The organism is Photorhabdus sp. RW14-46 (genome assembly GCF_963887965.1).
In the GTDB taxonomy this organism is placed as follows: Bacteria; Pseudomonadota; Gammaproteobacteria; order Enterobacterales; family Enterobacteriaceae; genus Photorhabdus; species Photorhabdus laumondii.
Window position 1 is genome coordinate 343,075 of record NZ_CAWPHH010000001.1, and the last position, 24,082, is coordinate 367,156.

Sequence of the window (24,082 nt, forward strand, 5' to 3'; positions counted from 1 at the left end):
CTAACTTAAATTGTTATTATAATAATTGTATCGTTAATTAAATGACTCGCACACGATATTACAAATATCTATACCTTATGGATTTCAAGATGCATCGCGACGGCAAGGGTGCGAATCCCCGGGAGCATAGATAACGATATGACCGGGGTAAGTGAGTGCAGCCAACAAAGAGGCAACTTGAAAGATGACGGGTATATATTATTTATGATGAAATATCACTCAATTAAGTACAAATTAAATAAAAAAATAGCCGGGAAGATTTCATCTCTTACCCGACTTTCATTCTAATAATATGATCAAATAAATAATTTACAGTGATCAATGCAGTAATATCTTCTGACTATTTTCAATGACAAGCTAAAGCATTATTTACTGATTTTTAATCGCCTTGATGATATTGGTTGTCGAAATACCATCTTCAAAGTTCAACACTTTGACGTCTCCGCCCGCAGCCCAAACTTCTTCACTACCAGCAATTTCTTCCGGTTTATAATCTCCCCCTTTTACCAATACATCCGGCAAAACATCCGCAATCAATCGCTGTGGTGTATCCTCTTCAAATGGAACAACCCAATCCACCGCGCCCAGAGCAGATAACACAATCATTCGTTGTTCTAGTGGATTAACTGGACGACTCTCACCTTTCAGCCGTTTAGTTGATGCATCACTGTTAACAGCAACAATTAACCGATCACCCAGTCTACGGGCATTCTCCAGATAAGAGACATGACCTGCATGCAGAATATCAAAGCAGCCATTAGTCATCACAACCCTTTCACCACGTTGACGAGCATCAACAACAGCCTGTTTAAGCTGAAATTCGGTCATCACACCGAAACCTGTTTCAGCGCGGCCACGGATAGCATTCTCCAGTTCAATCGGCGAAACGGTCGACGTTCCCAGTTTGCCAACAACAACCCCCGCAGCAGCATTCGCCAGGAAACAAGCTTCATTCAGTGGCTTTCCAGCCGCAATCGCCGTTGCTAACACACCAATAACTGTATCGCCAGCACCCGTAACATCAAACACTTCTTGCGCCTGCGTAGGCAAATGCAGTGGTGGCTGATCAACACTCAGCAAACTCATTCCCTGTTCAGAACGGGTGATCAGTAATGCCTGAAGATCCAAACCCTTAACTAGCCGAGTTCCCTTCTCAACCAACTCATTGTCATCTTTGCAGTGGCCCACGACCGCTTCAAATTCAGACAGATTTGGCGTTAGCAAAGTTGCACCTCGATAACGCTCAAAATCATTACCTTTTGGATCGATTAATACCGGGACTTTGGCCGCATTTGCCAGTTTGATCATTTCCTGAACCTGACTCAGTGCACCTTTGGCGTAGTCAGATAGAACCAATGCTCCAATATGGGGTAACGCCTGTTCAATGCGCTCAAACATTGGCTGTGCATCGACGTTATCGAAACCCTCTTCAAAATCTAAGCGAATTAACTGCTGATTACGGGAAAGTACCCTCAGTTTAGTCACTGTCGGATGGGTTGGGACAGAAACAAAGTCACAGCGCACCTTGACGCTGCGCAGTTTCTCACTCAGCGCATGTGCTGCGTCATCAATCCCAGTCAAACCGATTAAATGTGAATTTGCCCCAAGAGCAGCAATATTCATAGCAACGTTGGCAGCGCCTCCCGGACGCTCTTCAATGGTATTGACTTTTACTACAGGCACCGGCGCTTCCGGCGAAATCCGGCTGGTCGGCCCATACCAGTAGCGATCTAACATAACATCACCGACGACTAAAACCTCTGCACAGTGAAAATCCGGGAGTGTCATTTTCATCCCTTGCTCCAAATATTAGATATCAAATTGGTGCCAAATATTATCATATGACCGTAAAATCCCTACACCAAACCGGTAAACCCGTTATTATTCACCCAACCACTGTTGCCAACTACGACGTACCCGTTCCTGCTGCTCACTGAAACAGTGGATTGATACTCGACTGGAATGCGTCTGTAACGTCAGATGATGTAGTTCATCACGCATAGAAACGTAAGCCTGCGTTAATCCGGCTGCCTCATCTTCATCCATAATTTCATAAGCCGCCATTAATTGAAAAATTCGCACATTATCCGACCAACGCACCAAACGCTCATTTTCAGCCGCATAACGAAGCACCAAATATTGAGCGATAAATTCGATATCGGTGATACCCCCCGGATCAGCTTTAATATCAAATTGATCTGAATGGTGACTGCCTAAATGTTTATGCATCTTTTCCCGCATTTCCCTTACCTGCTGACGTAACAACGCGGGTTCTCGTCGCGTACATATCGTCTGATGGCGTATCCGCTCAAAATCCCGATGCAAGTTTTCATCACCAAATACCATACGAGCACGTACCAACGCCTGATGTTCCCAAGTCCACGCTTGATTCCGCTGATAATCAGCAAACGCACCGATGGTACTGACTAACATGCCTGATTCGCCTGAAGGACGCAGGCGGACATCCACGTCATACAACACACCAGAGGAGGTTCGAGCACTGAACAAGTGCATAATTCGTTGGGCAAGACGCAAATAAAATTGCCGGGCATCAATCGATCGATCGCCATCAGTCATCACATCCATCGGGCAGTCAAGCAAGAAAACCAAATCAAGATCAGAACCATAACCCAACTCCCAACCGCCCAATTTACCATAACCAATCACAGCAAATCCCAATCCTTGCCGCTGACTCAGATGTGATGGAACACCATAACGTTTTGCCATTTGCCCCCACGCCTGTAAAACCACCGCTTCAATAATCGCTTCTGCTAAGTAAGTGAGATGATCACTGACTTTCATCACCGGCAACACGCCAGTGATATCCTCCGCCGCAATCCGCAGTAATTGCGCCTGCTTAAACTGGCGGAGCGCCTCTAATTGCTGCTCTTCATCATCTTCTGGTATCCGCAACAAATATTGCCGCAACTCATCTTTATAGGCATTCAGCGGCAAAGGTTCATACAGAAATTGTGGATCAAGCAGCTCATCCAGCAACAATGGATGACAGGCAAGCTGAGTCGCAATCATCGGTGAAGCAGCACACAGCCGGATAACATGTGCCAGTACAGCTTCCGATTCAAGTATCAGTTCCAGGTAAGTTGTACGGCTGACAATACTTAACAACAGAGGGATAACCCGCTCTAGCACTATATTAACATTTCGATTATTAACATCTTGATTATTGGCATCTTGTCGCAAACAAACTTTTGCCAACAAACGTGGCATCAGATGGTCGAGCACATCGCGCCCACGCGGGCCAATGGTTCTTTTACCCACATCATGGCGGAACACAGAAATAATATGCAATATCTGCTGTGCAATCTCTTCATCCAAATGCGGAGCGAGTATGATTAACTCTTCTTTTTCGAGATCTTCCAGCCACAGACTTTTAAATGGTACATGGCTAGGTTCCTCATCACTATTATCACTGTCATCACCAATTAATTGCGTAAAAATAGCCCGAACAGCACTCATCTTGTTGTTCAATTCAATTATTAGGGCGTCCCAACTTTCAAATCCCATACCCCACGTCAGTCGTGAACGATTCAGCTCATCTTCTGGCAAAGTCTGAGTTTGTTGATCATTAATTGACTGTAAAAGATTTTCTAACCGCCGCAAAAAAAGGTAACCGTCAGCAAGTTGTTTCACCTGCAATGATTGCAAAAGCGTCAACTTCGCTATTATTTGCAGAGTTGGTAACAACGCCTGAGATTGCAAACACAGTTCACGTCCACCACGAATCAGTTGGAACACCTGGGCGATAAATTCAATTTCACGAATACCACCAGCGCCCAGTTTAATATTGTCTTTCAAGCCACGGCGCCGCACTTCCCGTTCAATCATGCCTTTCATATTTCTCAGGGATTGAATCACACTGAAATCAATGTAACGGCGAAAGATAAATGGTCTCAACATTCGACGTAGCTCTTCACCATACGCTTGGTTGTCCGAACCCATAATCCGTGCTTTCACCATCGCATAACGTTCCCAATCACGCCCTTGCTCTTGATAGTAATCTTCCAGTGCAACAAAACTAAACACCAATGGGCCACTATCACCAAACGGGCGCAAGCGCATATCTACCCGATACACAAAACCATCCACAGTTTGCTGATCGAGCACTTTGATAAGATGCTGCCCCAGGCGGGTAAAAAACTGGGTGTTATCCATTTCACGCCGGCCACCTTGGGTAATGCCGTTTTCAGGATAGACAAAAATCAGATCAATATCAGAAGAGAAGTTCAACTCACCACCGCCCAGTTTTCCCATACCGATAATCAACAGCGGTTGTGGTTCGCCCCGCTCATTACAAGGCGTTCCCCAATCCTGACAACAACGCTGATACAACCAATCACGGGCAGCAATAATCAACGTTTCAGCCAACATACTAAGCTGTTGCAGAGTCTCCTGAGTCGTAATGCTATGTAGCGCCTGCGACCAAGCTATTCTGACCAGAATCTTGTTACGGAACTGGCGTAAAACCCGCATGAGGGTATTTTCATCCTCTACTGATGCGAGTAACTGTTGCAGCCATTCAGTATATTGATGCCACTCCTGCGCTTCAGGTGGATGTTGGCGGATCTCAACTAACCATTCAGGATGAGCTTGCAGGTTTTCAACAACAAAATCGCTCAGGGATAATATGGCCTGCTCATGAGCAGCAACAGGCTCAACGTTCAAAGTCAGTTGATGAAAATGTTCAGTCACACGCTGTAACTGGGCCAGAAGCGGAGTTGAAAGTGGCAACATAGAGAATTCCTGTTATTTAAACGGAGAAATTTATTAACCACATAGATTTATTAACCACATAGTCAGTGCCAACTTACATTGCAAATAGAGCGAGCTATAACATAGCGTTTCAGCTTCTGTTTCCATATCCAATAATTTCTGGTTGATAGCAACTAATTGGTTATCCAACTGTTCCGACTCACTAGAATATTCGATCGTCTGCTGAATCAAAGTCAGTACTTGCTTTAAGCCATCTCGACCGTCTGATAAACCGGCCAGCCAACATTCCTCTTGCTCCTGCCAATGGGCTAATATTGACGTAAGTACCGAAGGCAATGACTGCCGCATATCAATTTCCACTTGAGTTGAAGGCCAAACTGCTTTTGGTTTTCCCTGAGCTAATTGATAACCACGGGCCGCTTTGCTTCTATTTCCTTGCCGCAAGCCATTTGATTTTGCCAATTCAACCGCCAATGCTAATACATCGGCTATGATTCCTCGCTTTAACTCCAGTTCAAACTCACAGATTGGCTCCTTACGATTGGCTGCAATAATTTCTCCCTGATCGAGCACCACTTCAATCTCACTTTGTCCATAAGTTACTACCCACTTCTCACGCATAAAGTCAGTACTGAATAATGCATTCAAACGGGATTGCAATGCTTCCACATCACAGTTGTCAGGCCAGATGTGCGGTGGAAACAGAGTCAATGCCAATTCCGGCTTTGCCAATGGCACATTATATTCCGGTCGCTGATGCAACCCGCCAACCACCTTACCTGCTGTTTTAACCGTCATCTCATATTGATCATCAAAACCACGGATCCTCAACCCCATATCAAGACCACGCAGTTGATTATCCGACGTTTCAAAATAGATATTGGTCAACTTTTGGGGAGAAAAATAGTCATGCGGAAGTAACAATAATTGCTGGCGAATGGTAGGAATAACTTGTGGTTTGGCAATAAGTTTTAATTCAATTTCTACACTCATATCTACACCGTTGATGACAATCTTTGCTCTCATCTTACCTTGATTTCGCTTTTTGCTACGATGAGTAAGAAAAAAATTAAAATTTTCCTTTTCTGCAAGTTATGATAGCCATTAACAGGAAATGCTTCGTTCAATAGATAACAAGCCCCGTATTCAACCAATTAGAAAAATGTCATTTTGGTTTACTGATTGCTCTAGCAAACTTAACTCTTTACTATCAAATTCTAAACTCACCATAGATAAAAAACGGTTGAAATCACAATGCGAAAACTACATTTACTTCTCACGGCGTTAATGAGCCTCAGCTTTTCGCTCACTACCTACGCGGAAGGAAAACGCTATGTATCTGATGAGTTATCTACCTACACACACGCCGGGCCGGGTAACCAGTATCGTATTGCCGGTACACTGAATGCCGGTGATGAAGTCACATTGATAAGCATCAATCGGGATAGTAATTACGCTCAAGTTAAAGATGATAAAGGCCGCCTTGTCTGGCTACCCGTTAACCAACTCAGTAATAAACCAAGCCTACGCACCCGCCTCCCTGAGTTGGAACAGGAAGTGAAAACATTGACAGAGAAGTTAGCCAATATAGACAATAACTGGAATCAGCGCACTGCCGACATGCAACTGAAGGCTGCCAATAGTAGTAGCATTGTTGCAGAACTGAAAAAAGAGAATGAGAGGTTAAAAAACAAACTGACGGTAGCAGAAAAAAAGCTTGATGCTGCAAATCTGCAACTTGATGACAAACAACGTAATATCATTCTGCAATGGTTTATGTATGGCGGTGGTGTTGCAGGCGCTGGTTTAATCTTTGGGCTATTACTGCCACATATGATCCCTCGCCGTAAGCGTAATGACCGTTGGATGAGTTAATAAGGAACATGTTAGGTGAGAGTCTATCTGGTTGGCGGCGCAGTACGTGACCGACTGCTAAATTTTCCTGTAAAAGAGCGGGATTGGGTCGTTGTGGGTGGAACATCAGAAGCGCTGTTATCCTTGGGATATCAGCAAGTTGGCAAAGATTTTCCGGTGTTCCTGCATCCTCAAACCCATGAAGAGTATGCCTTAGCACGCACTGAGAGAAAATCCGGCCTGGGATATACGGGTTTCACTTGTTATGCAGCGCCAGATGTCACACTGGAAGACGATTTGCAGCGTCGTGATCTGACAGTTAATGCGATCGCTCAAACACCCACTGGTGAACTGGTCGATCCTTATCATGGTGTTGATGATTTGAACAATCGTATTCTACGCCATGTTTCTGATGCTTTTTCTGAAGATCCGTTAAGGGTATTACGAGTCGCTCGTTTTGCTGCTCGTTTCGCCCATTTAGGGTTTACCATCGCGTCCGAAACACAAGCATTAATGTCAAATATGGCAATCAATGGCGAGTTATCAGTACTCACACCAGAACGTGTCTGGAAAGAGACCGAGAAAGCCCTTGCTAGCCCTTCCCCTCAGGTCTTTTTTCAGGTTTTACGTGATTGTGGTGCATTGGCAGTGTTGTTTCCTGAAATTGATAATTTGTTTGGTATTCCCGCACCAGAGAAGTGGCATCCTGAGATTGACACCGGTATTCATACGTTAATGGTGCTGAAAGTAGCGACTGAATTAACAGATGAAGTCGATAGTCGTTTTGCTGCTCTATGCCATGATCTTGGCAAAGGGTTGACACCACCAGAACAGTGGCCTCACCATTATGGACATGGGCCAGCGGGCGTTAAGTTAGTTGACCAATTATGTCAACGTCTGCGTGTTCCTAATTCTGCTCGTGATTTAGCAAAACTGGCTGCTCAATATCATGATTTAGTGCATACCGTCGCTCAATTGCGGCCGAAAACATTACTTAAGTTGTTTGATGCTGTTGATGCATGGCGTAAGCCTCAGCGAATAGAGCAATTAATTATCATCAGTGAAGCCGATGCGCGGGGTCGTACCGGTTTTGAAGATACACCCTATCCACAAGGTGATTGTCTGCGACAGGCATTCAAAGTTGCCAGCCAGGTTCAGGTGAAAAATATTGTAGACAGTGGATTACGTGGTGCTGACATTGGTCATGAGTTACGACGTCAACGTCAGCATGCATTGGCGCAATGGAAACAACAAGACGATACAGCTCAAGACAATACTGTTACCTGAAACATCCCCTGATATCAAACACTAGGCAATATTTGAGTTAAATTGATATCAGGGGGAACCATTCACTACATAAATACCCAGTAAACAGCGGCTGCCACAATAAAGCGGTAGATAGCAAATGGGATAAAAGATATACGCTTAATCAATGCCAGAAAAGTTTTAATGGCGACTAACGCGACAACAAATGCAGTAACAAAACCAACAGCAAACATTGGGATATCAGAAGCGCTCAAAAAGTGCAGGCTCTTATATAAATCTAATCCACTTGCTCCCATCATCATCGGTACAGCCAAAATAAACGAGAATTCTGATGCAGTATAACGATTAACCCCCATCAGCATTCCACCAGAAATTGTCGCACCTGAACGGGAAAATCCCGGCCATAAAGCCAGACACTGAAAACAGCCAATCATAAAAGCCTGACGATAAGTAATATCATCCAGCCCCTCTGCTTTTGGTGTTTTAGGTTTCAAGATTTCTGCAGTAATCAGCAACACACCACCAATAACCAAGGCGTACATCACGCTTTGTGGGTTAAACAGTGATTTGATGACATCGTGGAACATCAACCCAAGTGTCACCGCAGGTAGCATTGCTAAAATAATATGACTCAGTTTCAGTTTGCCATTGGTTTTACCTTCATGAGGAACTTCACCAAAGTGGATACCAATGAGCCCAAATAAGCGACGCCAAAACACGACTACCACAGCAAGGATAGATCCAAGCTGGATAATAACTTCAAATGTTTCAGCTTTATCGCCAGTAAATCCCAACATATGGCCAACAATGATCATATGGCCGGTAGAGGAAACAGGAAGAAATTCAGTTAGCCCTTCAACAACACCAAGGATAGCTGCATGAAACAAGGTAGAAAGGTCAGTCATATAGAGAGGTCGCCCATTAATAAATATCCGAAACAAGTAGCATGGAATAAACTCAGCTACCATTATTCCCATTGTCATTAATCAATTGACATAATTATCAAACCTGGCACCACTGCATGCCAGTCTATGTAAGAACAATGACAATAATATGGCAGCCAAATTCACTACTGATCAGATTATTTTTTTCTTTCAATAATAACACCAACTTGACGAGCCTGCGCGACAGCACCCGGTTTACTCACTTTTATCCGTACCCACGGCGAATTAAAACGTTTTAACAGCAGATCCGCTACCTCTTCAGCCACTCTTTCAACCAGAGCAAAATTCTGATTTTCTACATGATTGATGATCGCTTCGCTAACTTTGGCATAATCCAGACAATATTCGACATCATCACTGGATGATGCACGTTTATTATCCCATCCCATTTCGATATCGAACACTAACTTCTGTTTAATAGTCTGTTCCCAGTCGTAAACACCAATTGTGGTAACAACGACTAACTCCTCAATAAATACGATATCCATCACGTCATTTTCCTGTTTTTCAACTTGTCAGATACCACTTCCGACTAAATATGCGTATTATCCATGACTAGTCTAAGAAAACGACCATTATTATTGGGGAGACATTATGAGTGCTATCGCGCTTGGCATGATCATCTTCGCGTATCTTTGCGGTTCAATTTCCAGCGCAATACTTATTTGTCGCCTGGCTGGGCTACCTGATCCTCGTCAACATGGCTCAGGCAACCCAGGCGCGACAAATGTATTGCGAATTGGTGGCCGCAGTACTGCGGCAATAGTACTAATTTGTGATGTTCTAAAAGGGATGATCCCCGTCTGGTTGGCTTATCAACTCTATGTTCCCCCTTTCTATTTAGGAATTACAGCAATCGCTGCTTGTCTCGGCCATATTTACCCGATCTTTTTCCAATTTAAAGGCGGTAAGGGTGTCGCAACTGCTTTTGGTGCTATTGCGGCAATTGGTTGGGATCTGACAGGTTTGATGATGGGTACTTGGCTGCTGACCATATTATTGAGCGGCTATTCTTCTTTAGGGGCCATTGTCAGTGCCTTGATAGCACCATTCTATGTCTGGTGGTTTAAACCCGAATTTACTTTCCCCGTAGCCATGCTCTGCTGTCTGGTGTTACTACGTCACCATGATAATATCCAGCGTCTGTGGCGCGGCCAAGAAAATCGTCTCTGGAACAAGCTAAAAAAGAAAAAAGAGATGACCGAAAAAGAAAAAAACCGAACAGAAAAAGAGCAAAGAAAAGAAGATTAACAACAAGGCTGGATAAAGACCAGCAACTCATTGAGTTACTGGTCTTTTATTTGAAGATTTATAATGCAGGTAATTCCGACAATGGCCAGCGGGCTTTGACTATCACGCCAAGTGAGTCATTCACCTCTCCTTTTAGGCGGATCATGCCGGCAAGCGCAATCATGGCACCGTTATCTGTACAGAATTCAGGGCGCGCATAAAATACTTCGCCACCCAATTTTGCCATGACCTCTTCCATTTTAATCCGCAATGCCCGGTTGGCGCTGACACCACCAGCCATCACTAGTCGCTTGAACCCGGTCTGCTCAAGCGCTCTCTTACATTTAATCGCTAATGTATCAACCACTGCGTCTTCAAAAGCGCGGGCAATATCCGCTCTGGTCTGCTCATCATCGCTGTTGTTATGAATAGTATTAGACGCAAAAGTTTTCAATCCTGAAAAACTGAAATCCAACCCAGGACGATCTGTCATCGGGCGAGGAAATACAAAACGCCCAGCTTCTCCTTTCTGAGCCATTCTGGAGAGTACCGGCCCTCCTGGATAATCCAATCCCAGTAACTTAGCTGTTTTATCAAATGCTTCACCAGCGGCATCATCTATTGATTCACCAAGTAGCTCATATTTACCGATACCCGTCACACTAATAAGCTGTGTATGACCACCAGACACCAGCAAAGCTACAAACGGAAACTCAGGACTGTTATCTTCCAGCATTGGAGCGAGTAAATGCCCTTCCATATGATGAACAGGAATCGCAGGAACATCCCAAGCAAACGCCAGAGAACGGCCAATCGTCGCCCCCACCAACAATGCACCAACCAGACCAGGACCTGCTGTATAAGCCACCGCATCAATATCTTTACAGGTTAATCCTGCTTCTTTCAAAGCAGCTTGAATTAAGGGCACTGTTTTGCGGATATGGTCACGTGAAGCCAATTCAGGCACGACACCACCGTAATCAGCATGCAGTTTAATCTGACTGTATAATTGATTTGCCAATAAACCGGCTTCGTCGTCATAAATTGCGATTCCGGTTTCATCGCAGGACGTTTCTATACCTAAAACTCGCATTACACTACCTATATTCCACAGAAGAGAGCCAGTTTATCATTAATAAGCTAATTTGCGCGGCTTACATGCTGACTATTTTTGCTGCTTAGTCTATAATCACTCCTCTACATAAAATCCCTGTGTGGTTATCATCAATATTACGGAACTGATTTGCAGATCACCGTCGTAGTGTTGTTGTTTCAATTTGCTGCGGCGCTTTACAAAGCCGTGTTCATTGAAGTAAAATTCCGCACCATTTTAAGATGGCTGGCATCCCACGCCAGCAAGACCGATTTCTATTGAGGTGAGAGGCACATGCCGGTAATTAAAGTACGTGAAAACGAGCCATTCGACGTAGCATTGCGTCGCTTTAAGCGTTCCTGCGAAAAAGCAGGTGTATTAGCAGAAGTTCGCCGTCGTGAATTCTATGAAAAACCAACGACTGAACGTAAACGCGCTAAAGCTTCTGCTGTAAAACGTCACGCTAAGAAGCTGGCTCGTGAAAACGCACGCCGCACTCGTCTGTACTAATCCTTGCGGTTGATCCGCATAGTGATTGAATTTGCAGACAATAGTAGTTGCAGATAAAGGCCGTGCTTTCCGAAAGGGAGCGCGGCTTATTGTCGTTCATCAACAGGCGTAAAAGGGCTTATGGCTGGACGAATTCCGCGCGCATTTATCAATGATTTATTAGCTCGTACCGATATCATCGATCTGATCGATGTTCGTGTGCCACTTAAAAAACAGGGTAAAAATCACCACGCGTGCTGTCCATTTCATAACGAAAAAACACCTTCGTTTACTGTTAATGGCGATAAACAGTTTTATCATTGCTTTGGTTGCGGAGCTCACGGCAACGCTATCGATTTTCTGATGAATTACGATAGACTTGAGTTTGTCGAATCCATCGAAGAATTAGCGGCTATGCATGGTCTGGAAGTCCCTTATGAAGCAGGTTCCAGTCACAGTCAGATAGAACGTCACCAAAGACAAAACCTTTACCAACTGATGGATAAGCTTAACAGCTTCTATCAAAATGTATTAAACACTCCTGCTGCACAACAAGCCCGGCAATATCTGGCTCAGCGGGGGCTTAGTGAAGAAATTATCCACCGTTTCTCGATTGGTTTCGCACCCGCTGGTTGGGACAACACCTTGAAACGGTTTGCTCATAATGAGGAAGATCGTCGACAGTTAAACGACGCCGGAATGTTGGTCGCAAATGATAATGGCCGTACCTATGACCGCTTCCGCGAACGAATAATGTTTCCAATCCGTGACCGTAGAGGGCGCGTAATTGCATTTGGTGGACGTGTTCTGGGAGATGCACTCCCAAAATATCTCAATTCACCAGAGACTGAAATTTTCCATAAAGGCCGCCAGCTATATGGCCTCTATGAAGCACAACAAAATCACAGTGACCTTTCACGATTATTAGTAGTTGAAGGTTATATGGATGTGGTAGCACTGGCGCAGTTTGGTATCGATTATGCAGTTGCCTCACTAGGTACTTCGACTACATCGGAACATATTCAATTACTTTTCCGCGCTACTGATAACGTCATCTGTTGTTACGATGGTGACAGAGCCGGGCGTGATGCAGCATGGCGGGCATTGGAAACAGCGCTCCCTTATCTGAATGATGGTAGGCAGTTACGTTTTATGTTTTTGCCTGATGGCGAAGATCCTGATTCACTAGTCCGTAAGGAAGGTCGGAAAGCATTTGAACAAAGAATGGAACAATCTCATACATTATCCGAATTTCTGTTCGAATCATTGCTACCACAAGTTGATTTGAGTAATCCTGAAGGGAAAACAAAACTCAGTTCACTTTCCGTACCATTGATTAACCAGATTCCAGGGGAAGTTCTGCGTCTCTATATGAGACAAGAACTTGGCAATATGATGGGCATCCCTGATGCAGTGCAGTTGGAACGTCTATTGCCGCAGCATCTGGAAAGTGGGAATAATTATCAGATGCCGCAGCTAAAACCGACAACTATGCGTATACTTATAGGACTGTTGGTACAAAACCCACACTTAGCCACTTTAGTTCCCCCCCTACAGGGAATTATGCAGGCCAAAATTGCAGGCTTACCATTATTTATGGAGCTTGTGGAGGTTTGTCTTACTCAGCCAGGGCTGACAACTGGACAACTGCTAGAGCAATATCGTGATAATAAATTTAGTAAACAACTTGAAAAATTAGCTACATGGAACGATATACAAGTAGAAGAAATAGCAGAAAATACATTTCGTGACGCGTTGGATCATCTTGTTGATTCAGCATTAGAAGAACGTTTAGACATTCTTATCGCCAGAGCAAGAACTGAAGGTCTGACACCGGAAGAGCGCGAAGAAGTTCGCTTAATTAATGAATCCCGTGCCAGAAAGTAAACACTGAATTCACGGCTTAAATGCCGCATTAGGTAGGGAAATAACCCTACATTTTGCCGCTATAAGTGGGCAGCGGCAATATAACGAAAACGCCCTTAAAAGTTATTGTTGGCAGATTAGTTTCGCCGACCGACACCAACCCAAATACTCTGAAGTGTGGATACCGTCTTATGGAGCAAAACCCGCAGTCACAGCTAAAGCTACTTGTCACCCGTGGTAAGGAGCAAGGCTATCTGACCTATGCTGAGGTCAATGACCATCTGCCGGAAGATATCGTCGATTCCGATCAGATCGAAGATATCATCCAGATGATCAATGACATGGGCATTCAGGTAATGGAAGAAGCACCTGATGCCGATGATCTGATGCTAGCAGAAACCGCTAACGACACAGATGAAGACGCTGTGGAAGCTGCTGCGCAAGTACTGTCTAGTGTTGAATCTGAAATCGGTCGCACCACCGACCCGGTACGTATGTACATGCGTGAAATGGGTACCGTTGAGTTATTGACCCGGGAAGGTGAAATTGACATTGCTAAACGCATTGAAGATGGCATCAATCAGGTACAGTGTTCCGTTGCTGAATACCCTGAAGCAATCACCTACTTACTGGAACAATATGACCGAGTGGAAGCGGGTGAGGCTCGTCTGTCAGATCTCATCACTGGTTTCGTTGACCCGAACGCAGAAGAAGAACTTGCACCTACTGCCACCCACGTTGGTTCTGAACTTCCACAGGAAGAGCTCGATGATGATGAAGACGACGATGATGAAGACAGTGATGACGATAGTGATGATGACAACAGCATCGATCCAGAATTAGCTCGCCAGAAATTCCAAGAACTGCGACAACAGTATGACGTCACCCGTCAGGAAATTAAGGAAAACGGTCGCAATCATCCAAATACTGCGGCCGAAATCTTAAAACTTTCAGAAGTTTTCAAACAGTTCCGTCTGGTGCCAAAGCAGTTTGACTATCTGGTCAACAACATGCGTTCTATGATGGATCGCGTTCGCCTTCAAGAACGCCAAATCATGAAAATGTGTGTTGAGCAGTGCAAAATGCCGAAGAAGAACTTCATCACTTTGTTCTCCGGTAATGAAACCAGTGACATTTGGTTTACTGCTGCAAAAGCAATGAACAAACCGTGGTCTGAAAAACTCCTTGAAGTGGAAGACGAAGTACAGCGTAGCCTGCAAAAACTTCGTCAAATTGAGGAAGAAACCGGTTTAACCATTGAACAGGTGAAAGATATCAACCGTCGTATGTCCATCGGTGAAGCAAAAGCCCGCCGAGCAAAAAAAGAGATGGTTGAAGCCAACTTACGTTTGGTTATTTCAATTGCCAAAAAATATACCAACCGTGGCCTGCAATTCTTGGATCTGATCCAAGAAGGCAACATTGGCCTGATGAAAGCGGTTGATAAATTTGAATATCGTCGTGGTTACAAATTCTCAACTTACGCCACATGGTGGATCCGTCAGGCAATTACACGCTCAATTGCCGACCAAGCTCGTACCATTCGTATACCCGTTCATATGATTGAGACAATCAACAAACTCAATCGTATTTCCCGCCAAATGTTGCAGGAAATGGGGCGTGAACCAACGCCGGAAGAGCTGGCAGAACGTATGTTGATGCCGGAAGACAAGATCCGTAAGGTACTGAAAATTGCCAAAGAACCTATCTCAATGGAAACGCCGATTGGTGATGATGAAGATTCACATTTAGGTGATTTCATTGAAGATACAACGCTGGAACTGCCGCTGGATTCTGCAACCTCAGAAAGCCTGCGCTCAGCAACCCACGATGTCTTGGCTGGTCTGACCGCTCGTGAAGCAAAAGTACTGCGTATGCGTTTCGGTATTGATATGAATACTGACCATACATTGGAAGAAGTCGGTAAACAGTTTGACGTTACCCGTGAACGTATCCGCCAGATCGAGGCGAAAGCACTACGTAAACTACGTCATCCAAGCCGTTCTGAAGTTCTACGTAGCTTCCTTGATGAATAATCAATTTTATTCATTCTGACTAAAAAGCGTCTGCTCCGGCAGACGCTTTTGTTTTTAATATCGGCGATACTCTAAATCCTCTGACAATATGGTATTTATGCAGAAATATCATCACAGGTTCCTCTTATATAACTCAATTAACATTCTCTCTAGCCGATAGATAAAAAAGTCGTTTTCCATCCGGTGATTAAGAAAGAATGAAAGAAATATGATTATCATTAAAATAATCACGTATATACCCTATGGATTTCAAGATGCATCGCGACGGCAAGGGAGTGAATCCCCGGGAGCATAGATAACGATGTGACCGGGGTGAGCGAGTGCAGCCAACAAAGAGGCAACTTGAAGGATAACGGGTATAAAATAGATCTTTATCGGAATAATATATGACCAGATGGTGCAAAATCGCTTCTGAAAAATTAATCCAGTAACGGATAAAAACGTTAAATAGACCATAAAAACAACTAATATATATCACTCCCCGTTTTCACTACTTACTAAAAACGCAATTTTGCACATAAAATGATCATACGAATTTACAAAGCTAGACCGCGAGCAAAACTGTACGTATAATCCCTCCCATTCAACGGCCCCTTAGCTCAGTTGGTCAGAGCAGGCGACTCATAATCGCTTGGTCACTGGTTCAAGTCCAGTAGGGGCCACCAGATTTTAGCTGATAAATCAGTACATTAGGCCACTCAAACAAGAGTGGCTTTTTTGTTTCTGGTAGTCAGTGGCGACAGAGATTTTTTCATAAAGCCATTACCCAGATGAAAACACACTAGCCAGCTTCAATTTCTGAGCAGAAAGTTAGGCTATTTATCAACCTCTTAACATCATCACTTTTTCTACCCTTATCCCTGCTTCTTCTTGAAGATAATGTGAGAAACATAGATCAAATTTAAAAGCTTGTTCTGAACACCGAATAGAATCACAAATTGCCAAGACTTCAATTCTGTGTCTATGCAATTTTTCTGTACTTAAAACATTGGCTGGTTTCTGACAATAAGGGCAAATAATGAGCTGACTTAGTGAAATACTCTTCTCCCTGCCTATATAGCTACCGGTCTTTCTAATCGAAGGTAAAACTTCACTAGTAACCCATTTACGAAAACGGTGGGGTAAAGTTCCTTTCTTTACGGCATCACGACATCGGATTGTCAGAAAATACATTCCTGATTCATTGATAATGTTTACTTTTTGCTCTCCACCAAGAGTGTCACTTAAAGCTACATCCTTTTCATCATCATCAAGTTTTGCGATAGCTTCGCGGCTGTTTGTGATTTTCAAAGCATCACATACATCTTGTGCAACAAACCAAAAATTGCCATTTTTAATCAATGTACGTACTTGCTGATTTTCAAAAATGAATGGAGTTACGGATAGGCTAGCCATTGCTGACTCCTTACTTTTCTTTGAGAATTGGGTTTACCATTTAAGAATATGGTGTCGGGAGGCTCAAAACGGCAGTAAGAAACCGCGGACTTATTCCCCTTGCGGGTGTTGTATTAGTCGCCCTCCCGACATTGAATCAGAGAGATGATAGCCGAATAGCTACCATTAAAAATTAGGCATAAAAAACCCAACACTAACGGGGTTGGTTTTGACCGCTTACTTGAGGTTTTGAGTCCCCATGCATAAAACGATAATAAATTGTTTTCAGAAGATCAACTACAATTTTCTATGTGCATTAAGATCTAGTCTCCAGTACGATTTTATCTTGACTATCGTACTATGTACGAATATCATATTTCCATATATAGGCAAGGATGTTTTTTATGGAATATCTGGTTTTTATTGAAACTCCCGTATTTAGTAGAGAACGAGCAGAACTGTTAACCGATGATGAATTTAGGCTATTACAGGAGCACTTACTAAAGAATCACGAGCAGGGTAGTACCATCAGCGCTACTGGAGGATGTAAAAAGATTCGTTGGCAGCGAGAAAGGATAGGAAAACGTGGCGGAGTAAGAATTATCTACTATGCCATAACCAAAACTGGGAGGCTCTATCTCCTTTTGATTTACCCTAAAAATAAAAAAGATGACTTAACTCCAAAAGAAAAAGAGGTACTTAAAGCCATCAGTAACAAATTACAGTAATTAACACCGCGCAGATACGCGGCAATGTTCATACAACAGGAGAGACTATGGACAAAAGACTTTTTAACGATTTGGTTGAAAGCATGAATCAGATGGTAGCAATTGAAAAAGGCGAACTTTCTGTTTTTGATGAAAATATCCATTACCATCGCCTGCCTGATGTAAAAAACTTACGTGAAACCTTTGGCTTAAAACAAAGTGAATTTGCCGAAGCTGTTGGCGTTTCTACATCTCTAATTCAAAGCTGGGAACAGCACCGCCGCATTCCTTCTGGTTCATCACTGAAACTACTTAAGATGCTTGAACGTAATCCTGCGCTTATTAATGAATTAAGCACACTTTAATACTTTCACTTTCTCCTTGTCATAATGCAAAAGGATAAAATAATTTCAGTTCTGTATATCCTGTAAAGCCGCGCTCTATCTGATTTCTATGATAAAGCACGGCTTCCTTTCGTGATCTTCTTTTTCACGTAAAATAGAATTTTTCCTTTAATATCATTGTATTGTAATTATCTTCGTGATCCTCTTTTGATCCAAAGCGTGCAGGCGGGTGCGGTGTAGTGCCGTTTTCGCCATAAGTTCATTTATTTCGTCATAAGCGCCGCGAGACTGTTGTGGTCAATAACCGCTTGAACACCGGTTCAAGTCCAGTCGGGATTACCAAATTTAAGCCGTTAGATCAATATATTGGGCCACTTAAACAAGAATGGCTTGCTTGATCAAAGGCGGTAAATGTTAAAGGCCACCGGGAGGTTACCCGATGGCCTTAGCTACGTTTCCGTTATCTATTTCAGAAATGCACGGATCAGCTCTAAAAGCGCGATTAACGCTTTGAGAACGATGATAGCAGTATCAATAAATGCTTTCACCCGTTTGCTCCAGTTAGGAGCACGACTTAACCAGCCATTGCTTTTACGCTGCCTGTCCAGCTGACTTCCATCAAGTCAGTTAAGGAATATCGCGCTCTGACCGAGGCACTGAAGCAGCACCACCTGTTCTTCAGCCAGGACTTACGAAAACTTGCGTCAGAGATACACAGGCCAGAACGCTACCCCAAACTAACAGCCGTTGATTATAGGTTTATTTTCAGATGATTCAATCAATTAAAATGGTGAGTTGGAAAAAACAAAAAAACCAACTGGTGAGGTTGGCTTTTTTGTTTTACCCATACAGGGCGCGGGTATCTTTTGTGCTATTACCGAGATTGGTAGCCTCAGCCCTAGCGCGATATTCCTTAACTGACATAACCAGTCTAATACCTATAGCATAAAATATCAACCTAGGGTGCAGAGTAAAAAAGCTCATACAAATGGAATGATATTCACCCAATCACAGGAGAATACTTCTGTTTCAATCCATCGGATTTATAGGTCGTGTTCCTTATCGCGCTGGCATTCTCCAGCGTACCTGTGTTGTGGTGCGTATGGGCGGCAGTCTGTTCCGCCAGTGCCTTAACCACATCCAACGTCTCTAACATCAAGGTCATGACATTGATTTGCTGGCTGCCCACCCAAACCACGAGCGCGACGATTTCTTGCCTGGCGCCGGCGATGCTCTGCTTAAGCAGGACAATTTTCTCTATCAGCTTTTGCCCAACTTCAACATTGGCCTCTTTCCCCACACTGACAACGAAATTTGATGAGGTCACCATACTATAGTCACCATCTGCAATTTGCTGGGCAGCGCCCGCCAGTAGCGTAGACGTGCCCAAGACCGTGGTTTTATCCGTGGCCTGTATCGTGGTTTCCTGGGCAACTACGTTACGTGTTTCCGTGTCTGCCCTGACTTCACGGTGCATGGACGATTCATCAATAGTTTGGTCAGTCTGACGAATCCAATGCCCTTCCTGAGTCACTCTCTGCGAGACTTCCGCCCGCTGCTGCAATTCTTCGCCTGGCTTGATATCGGGCAAGGTATTACCCTGGCTTAATGTCTGCCGGATAAAGGGTTTGTCCAGCCTGCCTGCCTCAAAAGCGATTTCAACCACCGTTCCGACTGGCGGATATTGGAACATACCCGATTCACTGCCCGCCATCGGCAAAGGCAGCGGAACCGCGTGATAAACAGGAACAGCGGCATCCTGACCATCATCAGCCAATAATTGCACATCAACCGCATAGAGTGGCCGGAATGGGTCGGAGATATCGCCGCTGACCGTATTTTCAGGGTGTGCCTCAATGCGGGCAAATTTGGGTAAATGCAGCCCTGCCGATAATTCGGGGTAGGCGGCATCAATCTGACGCTGCATTGGCGATGAGGCTACTCCGTAAAAAGTGGCTTTTTTATTTCCAACGGTCAGTAACAACAAAACGGCGACAAAGATTTTCTTAACGGCCCTACTCTTCAACCAAGAAAACAAAGCTGCTTTCTAAAGTCTCTGTGCAATAACACTATAAGTCGACACATAGTTTTTCACCTGAGCAACCGAAAAATTTTCAGCCAGTACACGCAATTCTTCCAGAGGACCACTAACACCTTCAGGAAAGTTTCGTTCGATGTTGGCCTTAACATCCAACAACCAATGCACCACATCAATATTAGACGGCAATACCCTCATATCCTTAATAACGAAGCCACTTTTCTCCAACACTTGTCTGAAATAGCTGGGTGTTTTGCGGTTAGCACAAGCGAGACGATCAATGGTGTCAGGAATATCCGATTTATAATTATCCAACTCCATATTATAGAGATTTTCAGAAATAATCACCTGACCACCAGCGCTCACCCGTTTGAACAATGCACTCATAGCCTTTTCATACAACGAGTTCGGAAAATGTGAAATGACACCACGGATAATCACCAGATCATAAGGTTCCTGCGGATCAGGTAAGCGATCAATATCCTGTGCATTGCACAGATACAGATTGATACGCTCAGAAAGTCCATATTGTGCATGAAATTCAGCACAATACCGCAACTGCTGCTCGCTGATATTTACGCCACCCAAACGTTTACATTCAGGAAAACGCTCAGCCAGATATTTCAGGATATAACCCCAACCACAACCGATATCCAAAATACGCTGAATTGGTGGCCTTTCGATCTTTGTTTCCAAACCAGCCAATAGCAGCTGACGATCAAAATAACGAATACCTGAGTCATCCAATGAAATTGGTAGCTTTGAAGCAGGATCATCGTAAACACCAAACTGGAATAACAGTGTATCGCCAATCACCTTACGCCAGCATTCTGGATCTCCGCAATAAGTTTGTACCACTTTACTTTCGTAATCGTTGGTGGTTTCCCCCTGAATGATGTGATAGGGCGAGACAGACTCAACATCAGTGCAAAACACATTATCAAAGCTACTCATGAACTTTTCCTTATTAAACGGTTTTTAAAAGCGTCACACCCTTAATTTGTCAAGATTTTCGGCGTATTGGTAAATTTCAATGAAATATTCATATCTAATTAATCCAATGCTATGGCTACCGATAAATTACATTGTTATCAAATCAGCCTTTGCCACTCCTCAATATCTTGATACGAAAGACCATTAATGATTTTTTTGAACCAAACCGTATACACATCAGGAGCATTATTAATTAGCGCCCTCAATTTCAGAAGATTAACCCATTTATAATCGGATACTTCGTCAAGGTTAATTATCGGTTCTTTATCAAAGCGTCCAATAAAAACATGATCATACTCGTATTCAATCAAATTATTAGGAAGTATCGCGTGATAAATAAATGACGAAACCTTTTTCAATGGACAGTCAAAACCCATCTCTTCGCCAAGACGCCGATGTGCAGCGGCCTCCAGAGCTTCACCAACCCTAGGGTGACCACAACAGCTATTGGTCCAAAGCCCGGCTGAATGATATTTGGTTGCCGCTCGCTTCTGTAAGAGTAAATTTCCTTTATTATCAAAAACAAAGATAGAAAAGGCCCGATGTAACATACCTTTCTGATGAATATCAGCTTTTCCCGCTGAACCAATGGGATTATCATGTTTATCAACAAGAACAAGTATCTCATCCATTATTAATGCCCTTTCTGTGAATTGAATCATATAAAATCATAAATTTTAATTAACAATAAAAATACAATACATATTCTGCAAGTACTAACTTAACTTTCAAGAATAAGGGGGTTTTCATAACAACATGATATAAATCACAAAATAAAAATATTTCATCCATTCCCTTCTGACATTAATGTAAAAACAGAACAAATTAATAGAATAATTATTAATGTTTTAATTAAACGGATTCAAAAAAGAATATATCCGACATTAATCATTTATCACCAATACTCACCTGCTAAATTTGTTACAGATCATGAGCTCGGGTATCACAACAAGTTATAGCCGTTTCTCTCATCTTTCTGGATGTGCTTTTACAGCAAAAAGCATCACAGAAAACTAAACGAATAATAAACAAACATGAGAAAATCCCCTTAATAACTAAACATTCATTAAACAGCTGTTGATTTTTTATCTTAAAAAAATATAAATAAACATCCGTTGAAGTTTTGTTTAATACCAAAGGAGTATACTCACGGTTTGCAAGTCTTCTTCCCTCCAGTATTTTTTAGAACTAGATAAAGAAATGAAATAAATGAAATATATGTATCAACCTGCCAGTTCAGGAATTCGGCTGTTCACAGATTTAGTCGGAAAAAAAATTAGCCCTAGCCCTCATTGGTATTCTGCTCAGAATCGCACTAAATTTGCCTTACGTAGCGCTCTGATGCCAATATCGACACTAAAACTATTAAACCAGATAGTTAATACGCCGTTCTATTTGGATATTTTGAAGAAACAGCCTTGTTTACCTTCTAAATTACATCGCCCTTATCTAAGTATTAACTTCAATAGAGAGCAGACGTTACGTGCAATAAATGAACATTACCAGCTATTATTTACTGGGTTAAATCAGTCTATTGTTAATAAAATATTTCGCTCCAATGCATATCCATTAGCGGTTATCAATGGTAAGAGTGGAACTTACACTATTTTTCTAGATTCTATGGATTGTTTTAATAAAGAAGGTGAGCTCACTCTATTTATTACAACAGGAGATAGTAAAACTTTGGCAAGATGCGCTTTCACACTACTCACTATTGCCGGTAAAAAAACACTGTTCATCGGTGGACTACAAGGTTCCAAAGGCGATGCAACCCTTGAAATTATCCGCGATGCAACGAAAGATTGTTATGGATTATTTCCAAAACGCTTACTGATTGAATCCATTTGCCGTCTCGCTGCCCACTTTGAATGCCAGCAAATTCTGGCAGCCAGCAATGATACTCACATCTATAAGAGTCTACGCTATTGGCATAAAAAGAAAGACAAATTAGTCGCTGATTACGACTCTTTCTGGGAATCATTAGGTGGAGCAAAGGGCAAAAATAAGGATTTCCATCTCCCCTTATCCATTGAAAGAAAACCGCTTGAAGATATAGCCAGTAAGAAGCGGGCAGAATATCGCCGCCGCTATCAATTACTAGATGAACTGGATAATGGAATGCAGCATTCTCTGCCTTCAAATTAAATCAGAATCAGGCCGCTACCTTTCACAGAGCGGCCTAATTTTTAAGATGACTCTTATCTCGGTTTAACCATCTGCCATTCAAGATGTATTTTAACCGCCGGCCATTCACCACTGATAATGCTGTAAACACAAGTATCCCTGATACTGCCATCTTTAGATACACCATGACTACGCAGAATTCCATCAAGTTTTGCACCCAGTCGCTCTATCGCTTTCCGGCTCTGATGATTAAAAAAATGAGTGCGAAACTCCACTGCGATGCATCCTAATCCTTCAAAAGCGTATTTCAATAAGAGATATTTTACTTCCGTATTAATATGTGTCCGCTGAACAGAACGAGCATACCAGGTATAACCGATTTCCAACCGGCGGACATCAGAATCAATATTCATATACGTGGTCATGCCAACCGCTTTACTTGTTCGATGATCAACAATAGCAAAAGGCAGCATAGTACCTTTTTCATGTAGCAATAAACGGCGTTCAATCTCGTTACCTAGCTCAGCCGGCGAAGGGACACTGGTGTACCACAATTTATGCAGCTCACTTTCTTCAATTGCCTGTAAAAACTCATCATGCCGTTGGTGTGTCAGAGGTTCTAAAGTCACCCCTTTTCCTGCCAAAGTTACCCATTCAGTCATCTGTTTTTTCATAATAACCACTGAGTTATAAATTAAGTCAGAATAGAAGAGTTCACCCTATTCCAGAATCAAAACTGGAATCAAGTTAATATATGAAAAATCAATCCCCGATTAAAGCAAAACCCACACTTTTAACATCTCAGGCGGCTGTCGAATCATTCAGAAAAAAATACTAAAACTGGGTAAACAAATCGCCTGACTGAATCAGTCAGATTCTTTTCACTAACTCGATGAAAGAACCTGATTTCATGACCTTCATCACATTCATTTAACATTTTTTCCCCAATCAACCTTATTCCATCTAAATTTGAACCATCACTCATCCGACCAC

21 protein-coding genes, 1 tRNA gene and 1 pseudogene are annotated in these 24,082 nt (G+C 42.9%); 11 read left to right on the plus strand and 12 right to left on the minus strand.

Annotation, left to right across the window (positions count from 1 at the left end; genetic code table 11):
- Positions 1-138 precede the first annotated feature (138 nt).
- Positions 139-288, plus strand: coding sequence for a hypothetical protein (locus AACQ38_RS01470; protein ID WP_158538189.1), 150 nt, complete (start codon positions 139-141; stop codon positions 286-288).
- 81 nt (positions 289-369) lie between these two features.
- On the opposite strand, the gene hldE is transcribed toward AACQ38_RS01470, so the two are convergent.
- The 3 genes from hldE to AACQ38_RS01485 form a co-directional block, all read right to left on the minus strand.
- Positions 370-1,794, minus strand: a complete 1,425-nt coding sequence (gene hldE, locus AACQ38_RS01475) for a bifunctional D-glycero-beta-D-manno-heptose-7-phosphate kinase/D-glycero-beta-D-manno-heptose 1-phosphate adenylyltransferase HldE (protein ID WP_011148101.1) — start codon at positions 1,792-1,794, stop codon at positions 370-372.
- Between the two features lie 87 nt (positions 1,795-1,881).
- Entirely contained in the window at positions 1,882-4,752 is a 2,871-nt protein-coding gene (gene glnE / locus AACQ38_RS01480; RefSeq protein ID WP_165577238.1) for a bifunctional [glutamate--ammonia ligase]-adenylyl-L-tyrosine phosphorylase/[glutamate--ammonia-ligase] adenylyltransferase, read from the minus strand.
- 33 nt (positions 4,753-4,785) lie between these two features.
- Entirely contained in the window at positions 4,786-5,724 is a 939-nt protein-coding gene (locus AACQ38_RS01485; RefSeq protein WP_011148103.1) for a CYTH domain-containing protein, read from the minus strand.
- Positions 5,725-5,985: 261 nt separating this feature from the next.
- Here AACQ38_RS01485 and AACQ38_RS01490 point away from each other — a divergent pair, with 261 nt between their 5' ends.
- Positions 5,986-6,606, plus strand: coding sequence for a TIGR04211 family SH3 domain-containing protein (locus AACQ38_RS01490; RefSeq protein ID WP_011148104.1), 621 nt, complete (start codon positions 5,986-5,988; stop codon positions 6,604-6,606).
- A 15-nt stretch (positions 6,607-6,621) separates the two neighbouring features.
- Complete coding sequence (locus AACQ38_RS01495; protein ID WP_165577239.1) at positions 6,622-7,872, plus strand: multifunctional CCA addition/repair protein; 1,251 nt, start codon at positions 6,622-6,624, stop codon at positions 7,870-7,872.
- Between the two features lie 65 nt (positions 7,873-7,937).
- On the opposite strand, the gene bacA is transcribed toward AACQ38_RS01495, so the two are convergent.
- Together bacA and folB are read right to left on the minus strand one after the other, a co-directional pair.
- Positions 7,938-8,756, minus strand: a complete 819-nt coding sequence (gene bacA, locus AACQ38_RS01500) for an undecaprenyl-diphosphate phosphatase (RefSeq protein ID WP_011148106.1) — start codon at positions 8,754-8,756, stop codon at positions 7,938-7,940.
- A 176-nt stretch (positions 8,757-8,932) separates the two neighbouring features.
- Positions 8,933-9,283 carry a bifunctional dihydroneopterin aldolase/7,8-dihydroneopterin epimerase gene (folB, locus tag AACQ38_RS01505; RefSeq protein WP_041380336.1) on the minus strand — a complete coding sequence of 117 codons (351 nt, stop codon included), beginning with the start codon at positions 9,281-9,283 and terminating at the stop codon, positions 8,933-8,935.
- 106 nt (positions 9,284-9,389) lie between these two features.
- Here folB and plsY point away from each other — a divergent pair, with 106 nt between their 5' ends.
- Complete coding sequence (gene plsY / locus AACQ38_RS01510; RefSeq protein WP_165577240.1) at positions 9,390-10,046, plus strand: glycerol-3-phosphate 1-O-acyltransferase PlsY; 657 nt, start codon at positions 9,390-9,392, stop codon at positions 10,044-10,046.
- 58 nt (positions 10,047-10,104) lie between these two features.
- Here plsY and tsaD read toward each other — a convergent pair whose 3' ends face one another.
- The gene (tsaD, locus tag AACQ38_RS01515; protein WP_165577241.1) at positions 10,105-11,118 is read right to left on the minus strand and encodes a tRNA (adenosine(37)-N6)-threonylcarbamoyltransferase complex transferase subunit TsaD; all 1,014 of its coding nucleotides are present in this window, start codon (positions 11,116-11,118) and stop codon (positions 10,105-10,107) included.
- A 294-nt stretch (positions 11,119-11,412) separates the two neighbouring features.
- Here tsaD and rpsU point away from each other — a divergent pair, with 294 nt between their 5' ends.
- The 4 genes from rpsU (at position 11,413) to AACQ38_RS01535 (ending at position 16,174) form a co-directional block, all read left to right on the plus strand.
- A complete protein-coding gene (rpsU, locus tag AACQ38_RS01520; protein ID WP_001144069.1) occupies positions 11,413-11,628 on the plus strand; it encodes a 30S ribosomal protein S21 in 216 nt (71 codons plus the stop codon).
- Between the two features lie 120 nt (positions 11,629-11,748).
- Positions 11,749-13,494 carry a DNA primase gene (gene dnaG / locus AACQ38_RS01525; RefSeq protein ID WP_113026170.1) on the plus strand — a complete coding sequence of 582 codons (1,746 nt, stop codon included), beginning with the start codon at positions 11,749-11,751 and terminating at the stop codon, positions 13,492-13,494.
- Positions 13,495-13,664: 170 nt separating this feature from the next.
- Positions 13,665-15,509, plus strand: coding sequence for an RNA polymerase sigma factor RpoD (gene rpoD / locus AACQ38_RS01530; protein WP_109791827.1), 1,845 nt, complete (start codon positions 13,665-13,667; stop codon positions 15,507-15,509).
- Positions 15,510-16,097: 588 nt separating this feature from the next.
- Positions 16,098-16,174: transfer RNA gene (locus AACQ38_RS01535), tRNA-Ile, on the plus strand.
- 157 nt (positions 16,175-16,331) lie between these two features.
- Here the strand turns inward: AACQ38_RS01535 and AACQ38_RS23970 are convergent.
- Positions 16,332-16,904 (minus strand): BRO-N domain-containing protein, encoded by a 573-nt coding sequence (locus tag AACQ38_RS23970; RefSeq protein WP_165577242.1) that lies wholly within the window; start codon positions 16,902-16,904, stop codon positions 16,332-16,334.
- A gap of 383 nt (positions 16,905-17,287) precedes the next feature.
- Between AACQ38_RS23970 and AACQ38_RS01545 the strand changes: the two genes are divergently transcribed.
- Complete coding sequence (locus tag AACQ38_RS01545) at positions 17,288-17,611, plus strand: type II toxin-antitoxin system RelE/ParE family toxin (RefSeq protein WP_011148113.1); 324 nt, start codon at positions 17,288-17,290, stop codon at positions 17,609-17,611.
- 47 nt (positions 17,612-17,658) lie between these two features.
- Positions 17,659-17,955: a NadS family protein gene (nadS, locus tag AACQ38_RS01550; protein WP_011148114.1), complete on the plus strand. Its 297-nt coding sequence runs from the start codon at positions 17,659-17,661 to the stop codon at positions 17,953-17,955.
- Between the two features lie 443 nt (positions 17,956-18,398).
- Here nadS and dinQ read toward each other — a convergent pair whose 3' ends face one another.
- The 4 genes and pseudogenes from dinQ to idi form a co-directional block, all read right to left on the minus strand.
- The gene (gene dinQ / locus AACQ38_RS23975; protein WP_369293964.1) at positions 18,399-18,470 is read right to left on the minus strand and encodes a damage-inducible type I toxin DinQ; all 72 of its coding nucleotides are present in this window, start codon (positions 18,468-18,470) and stop codon (positions 18,399-18,401) included.
- 464 nt (positions 18,471-18,934) lie between these two features.
- Positions 18,935-19,867 (minus strand): annotated as a pseudogene (locus AACQ38_RS01560) (hypothetical protein); the annotation flags it as partial.
- Between the two features lie 114 nt (positions 19,868-19,981).
- The gene (locus AACQ38_RS01565; protein WP_165577244.1) at positions 19,982-20,926 is read right to left on the minus strand and encodes an SAM-dependent methyltransferase; all 945 of its coding nucleotides are present in this window, start codon (positions 20,924-20,926) and stop codon (positions 19,982-19,984) included.
- Positions 20,927-21,063: 137 nt separating this feature from the next.
- Complete coding sequence (gene idi / locus AACQ38_RS01570; RefSeq protein ID WP_011148119.1) at positions 21,064-21,597, minus strand: isopentenyl-diphosphate Delta-isomerase; 534 nt, start codon at positions 21,595-21,597, stop codon at positions 21,064-21,066.
- Between the two features lie 577 nt (positions 21,598-22,174).
- Between idi and AACQ38_RS01575 the strand changes: the two genes are divergently transcribed.
- Complete coding sequence (locus AACQ38_RS01575; RefSeq protein WP_165577245.1) at positions 22,175-23,110, plus strand: VirK/YbjX family protein; 936 nt, start codon at positions 22,175-22,177, stop codon at positions 23,108-23,110.
- 53 nt (positions 23,111-23,163) lie between these two features.
- Here the strand turns inward: AACQ38_RS01575 and AACQ38_RS01580 are convergent, their stop codons facing one another.
- Positions 23,164-23,763, minus strand: coding sequence for a GNAT family N-acetyltransferase (locus AACQ38_RS01580; protein WP_165577246.1), 600 nt, complete (start codon positions 23,761-23,763; stop codon positions 23,164-23,166).
- Positions 23,764-24,082 lie beyond the last annotated feature (319 nt).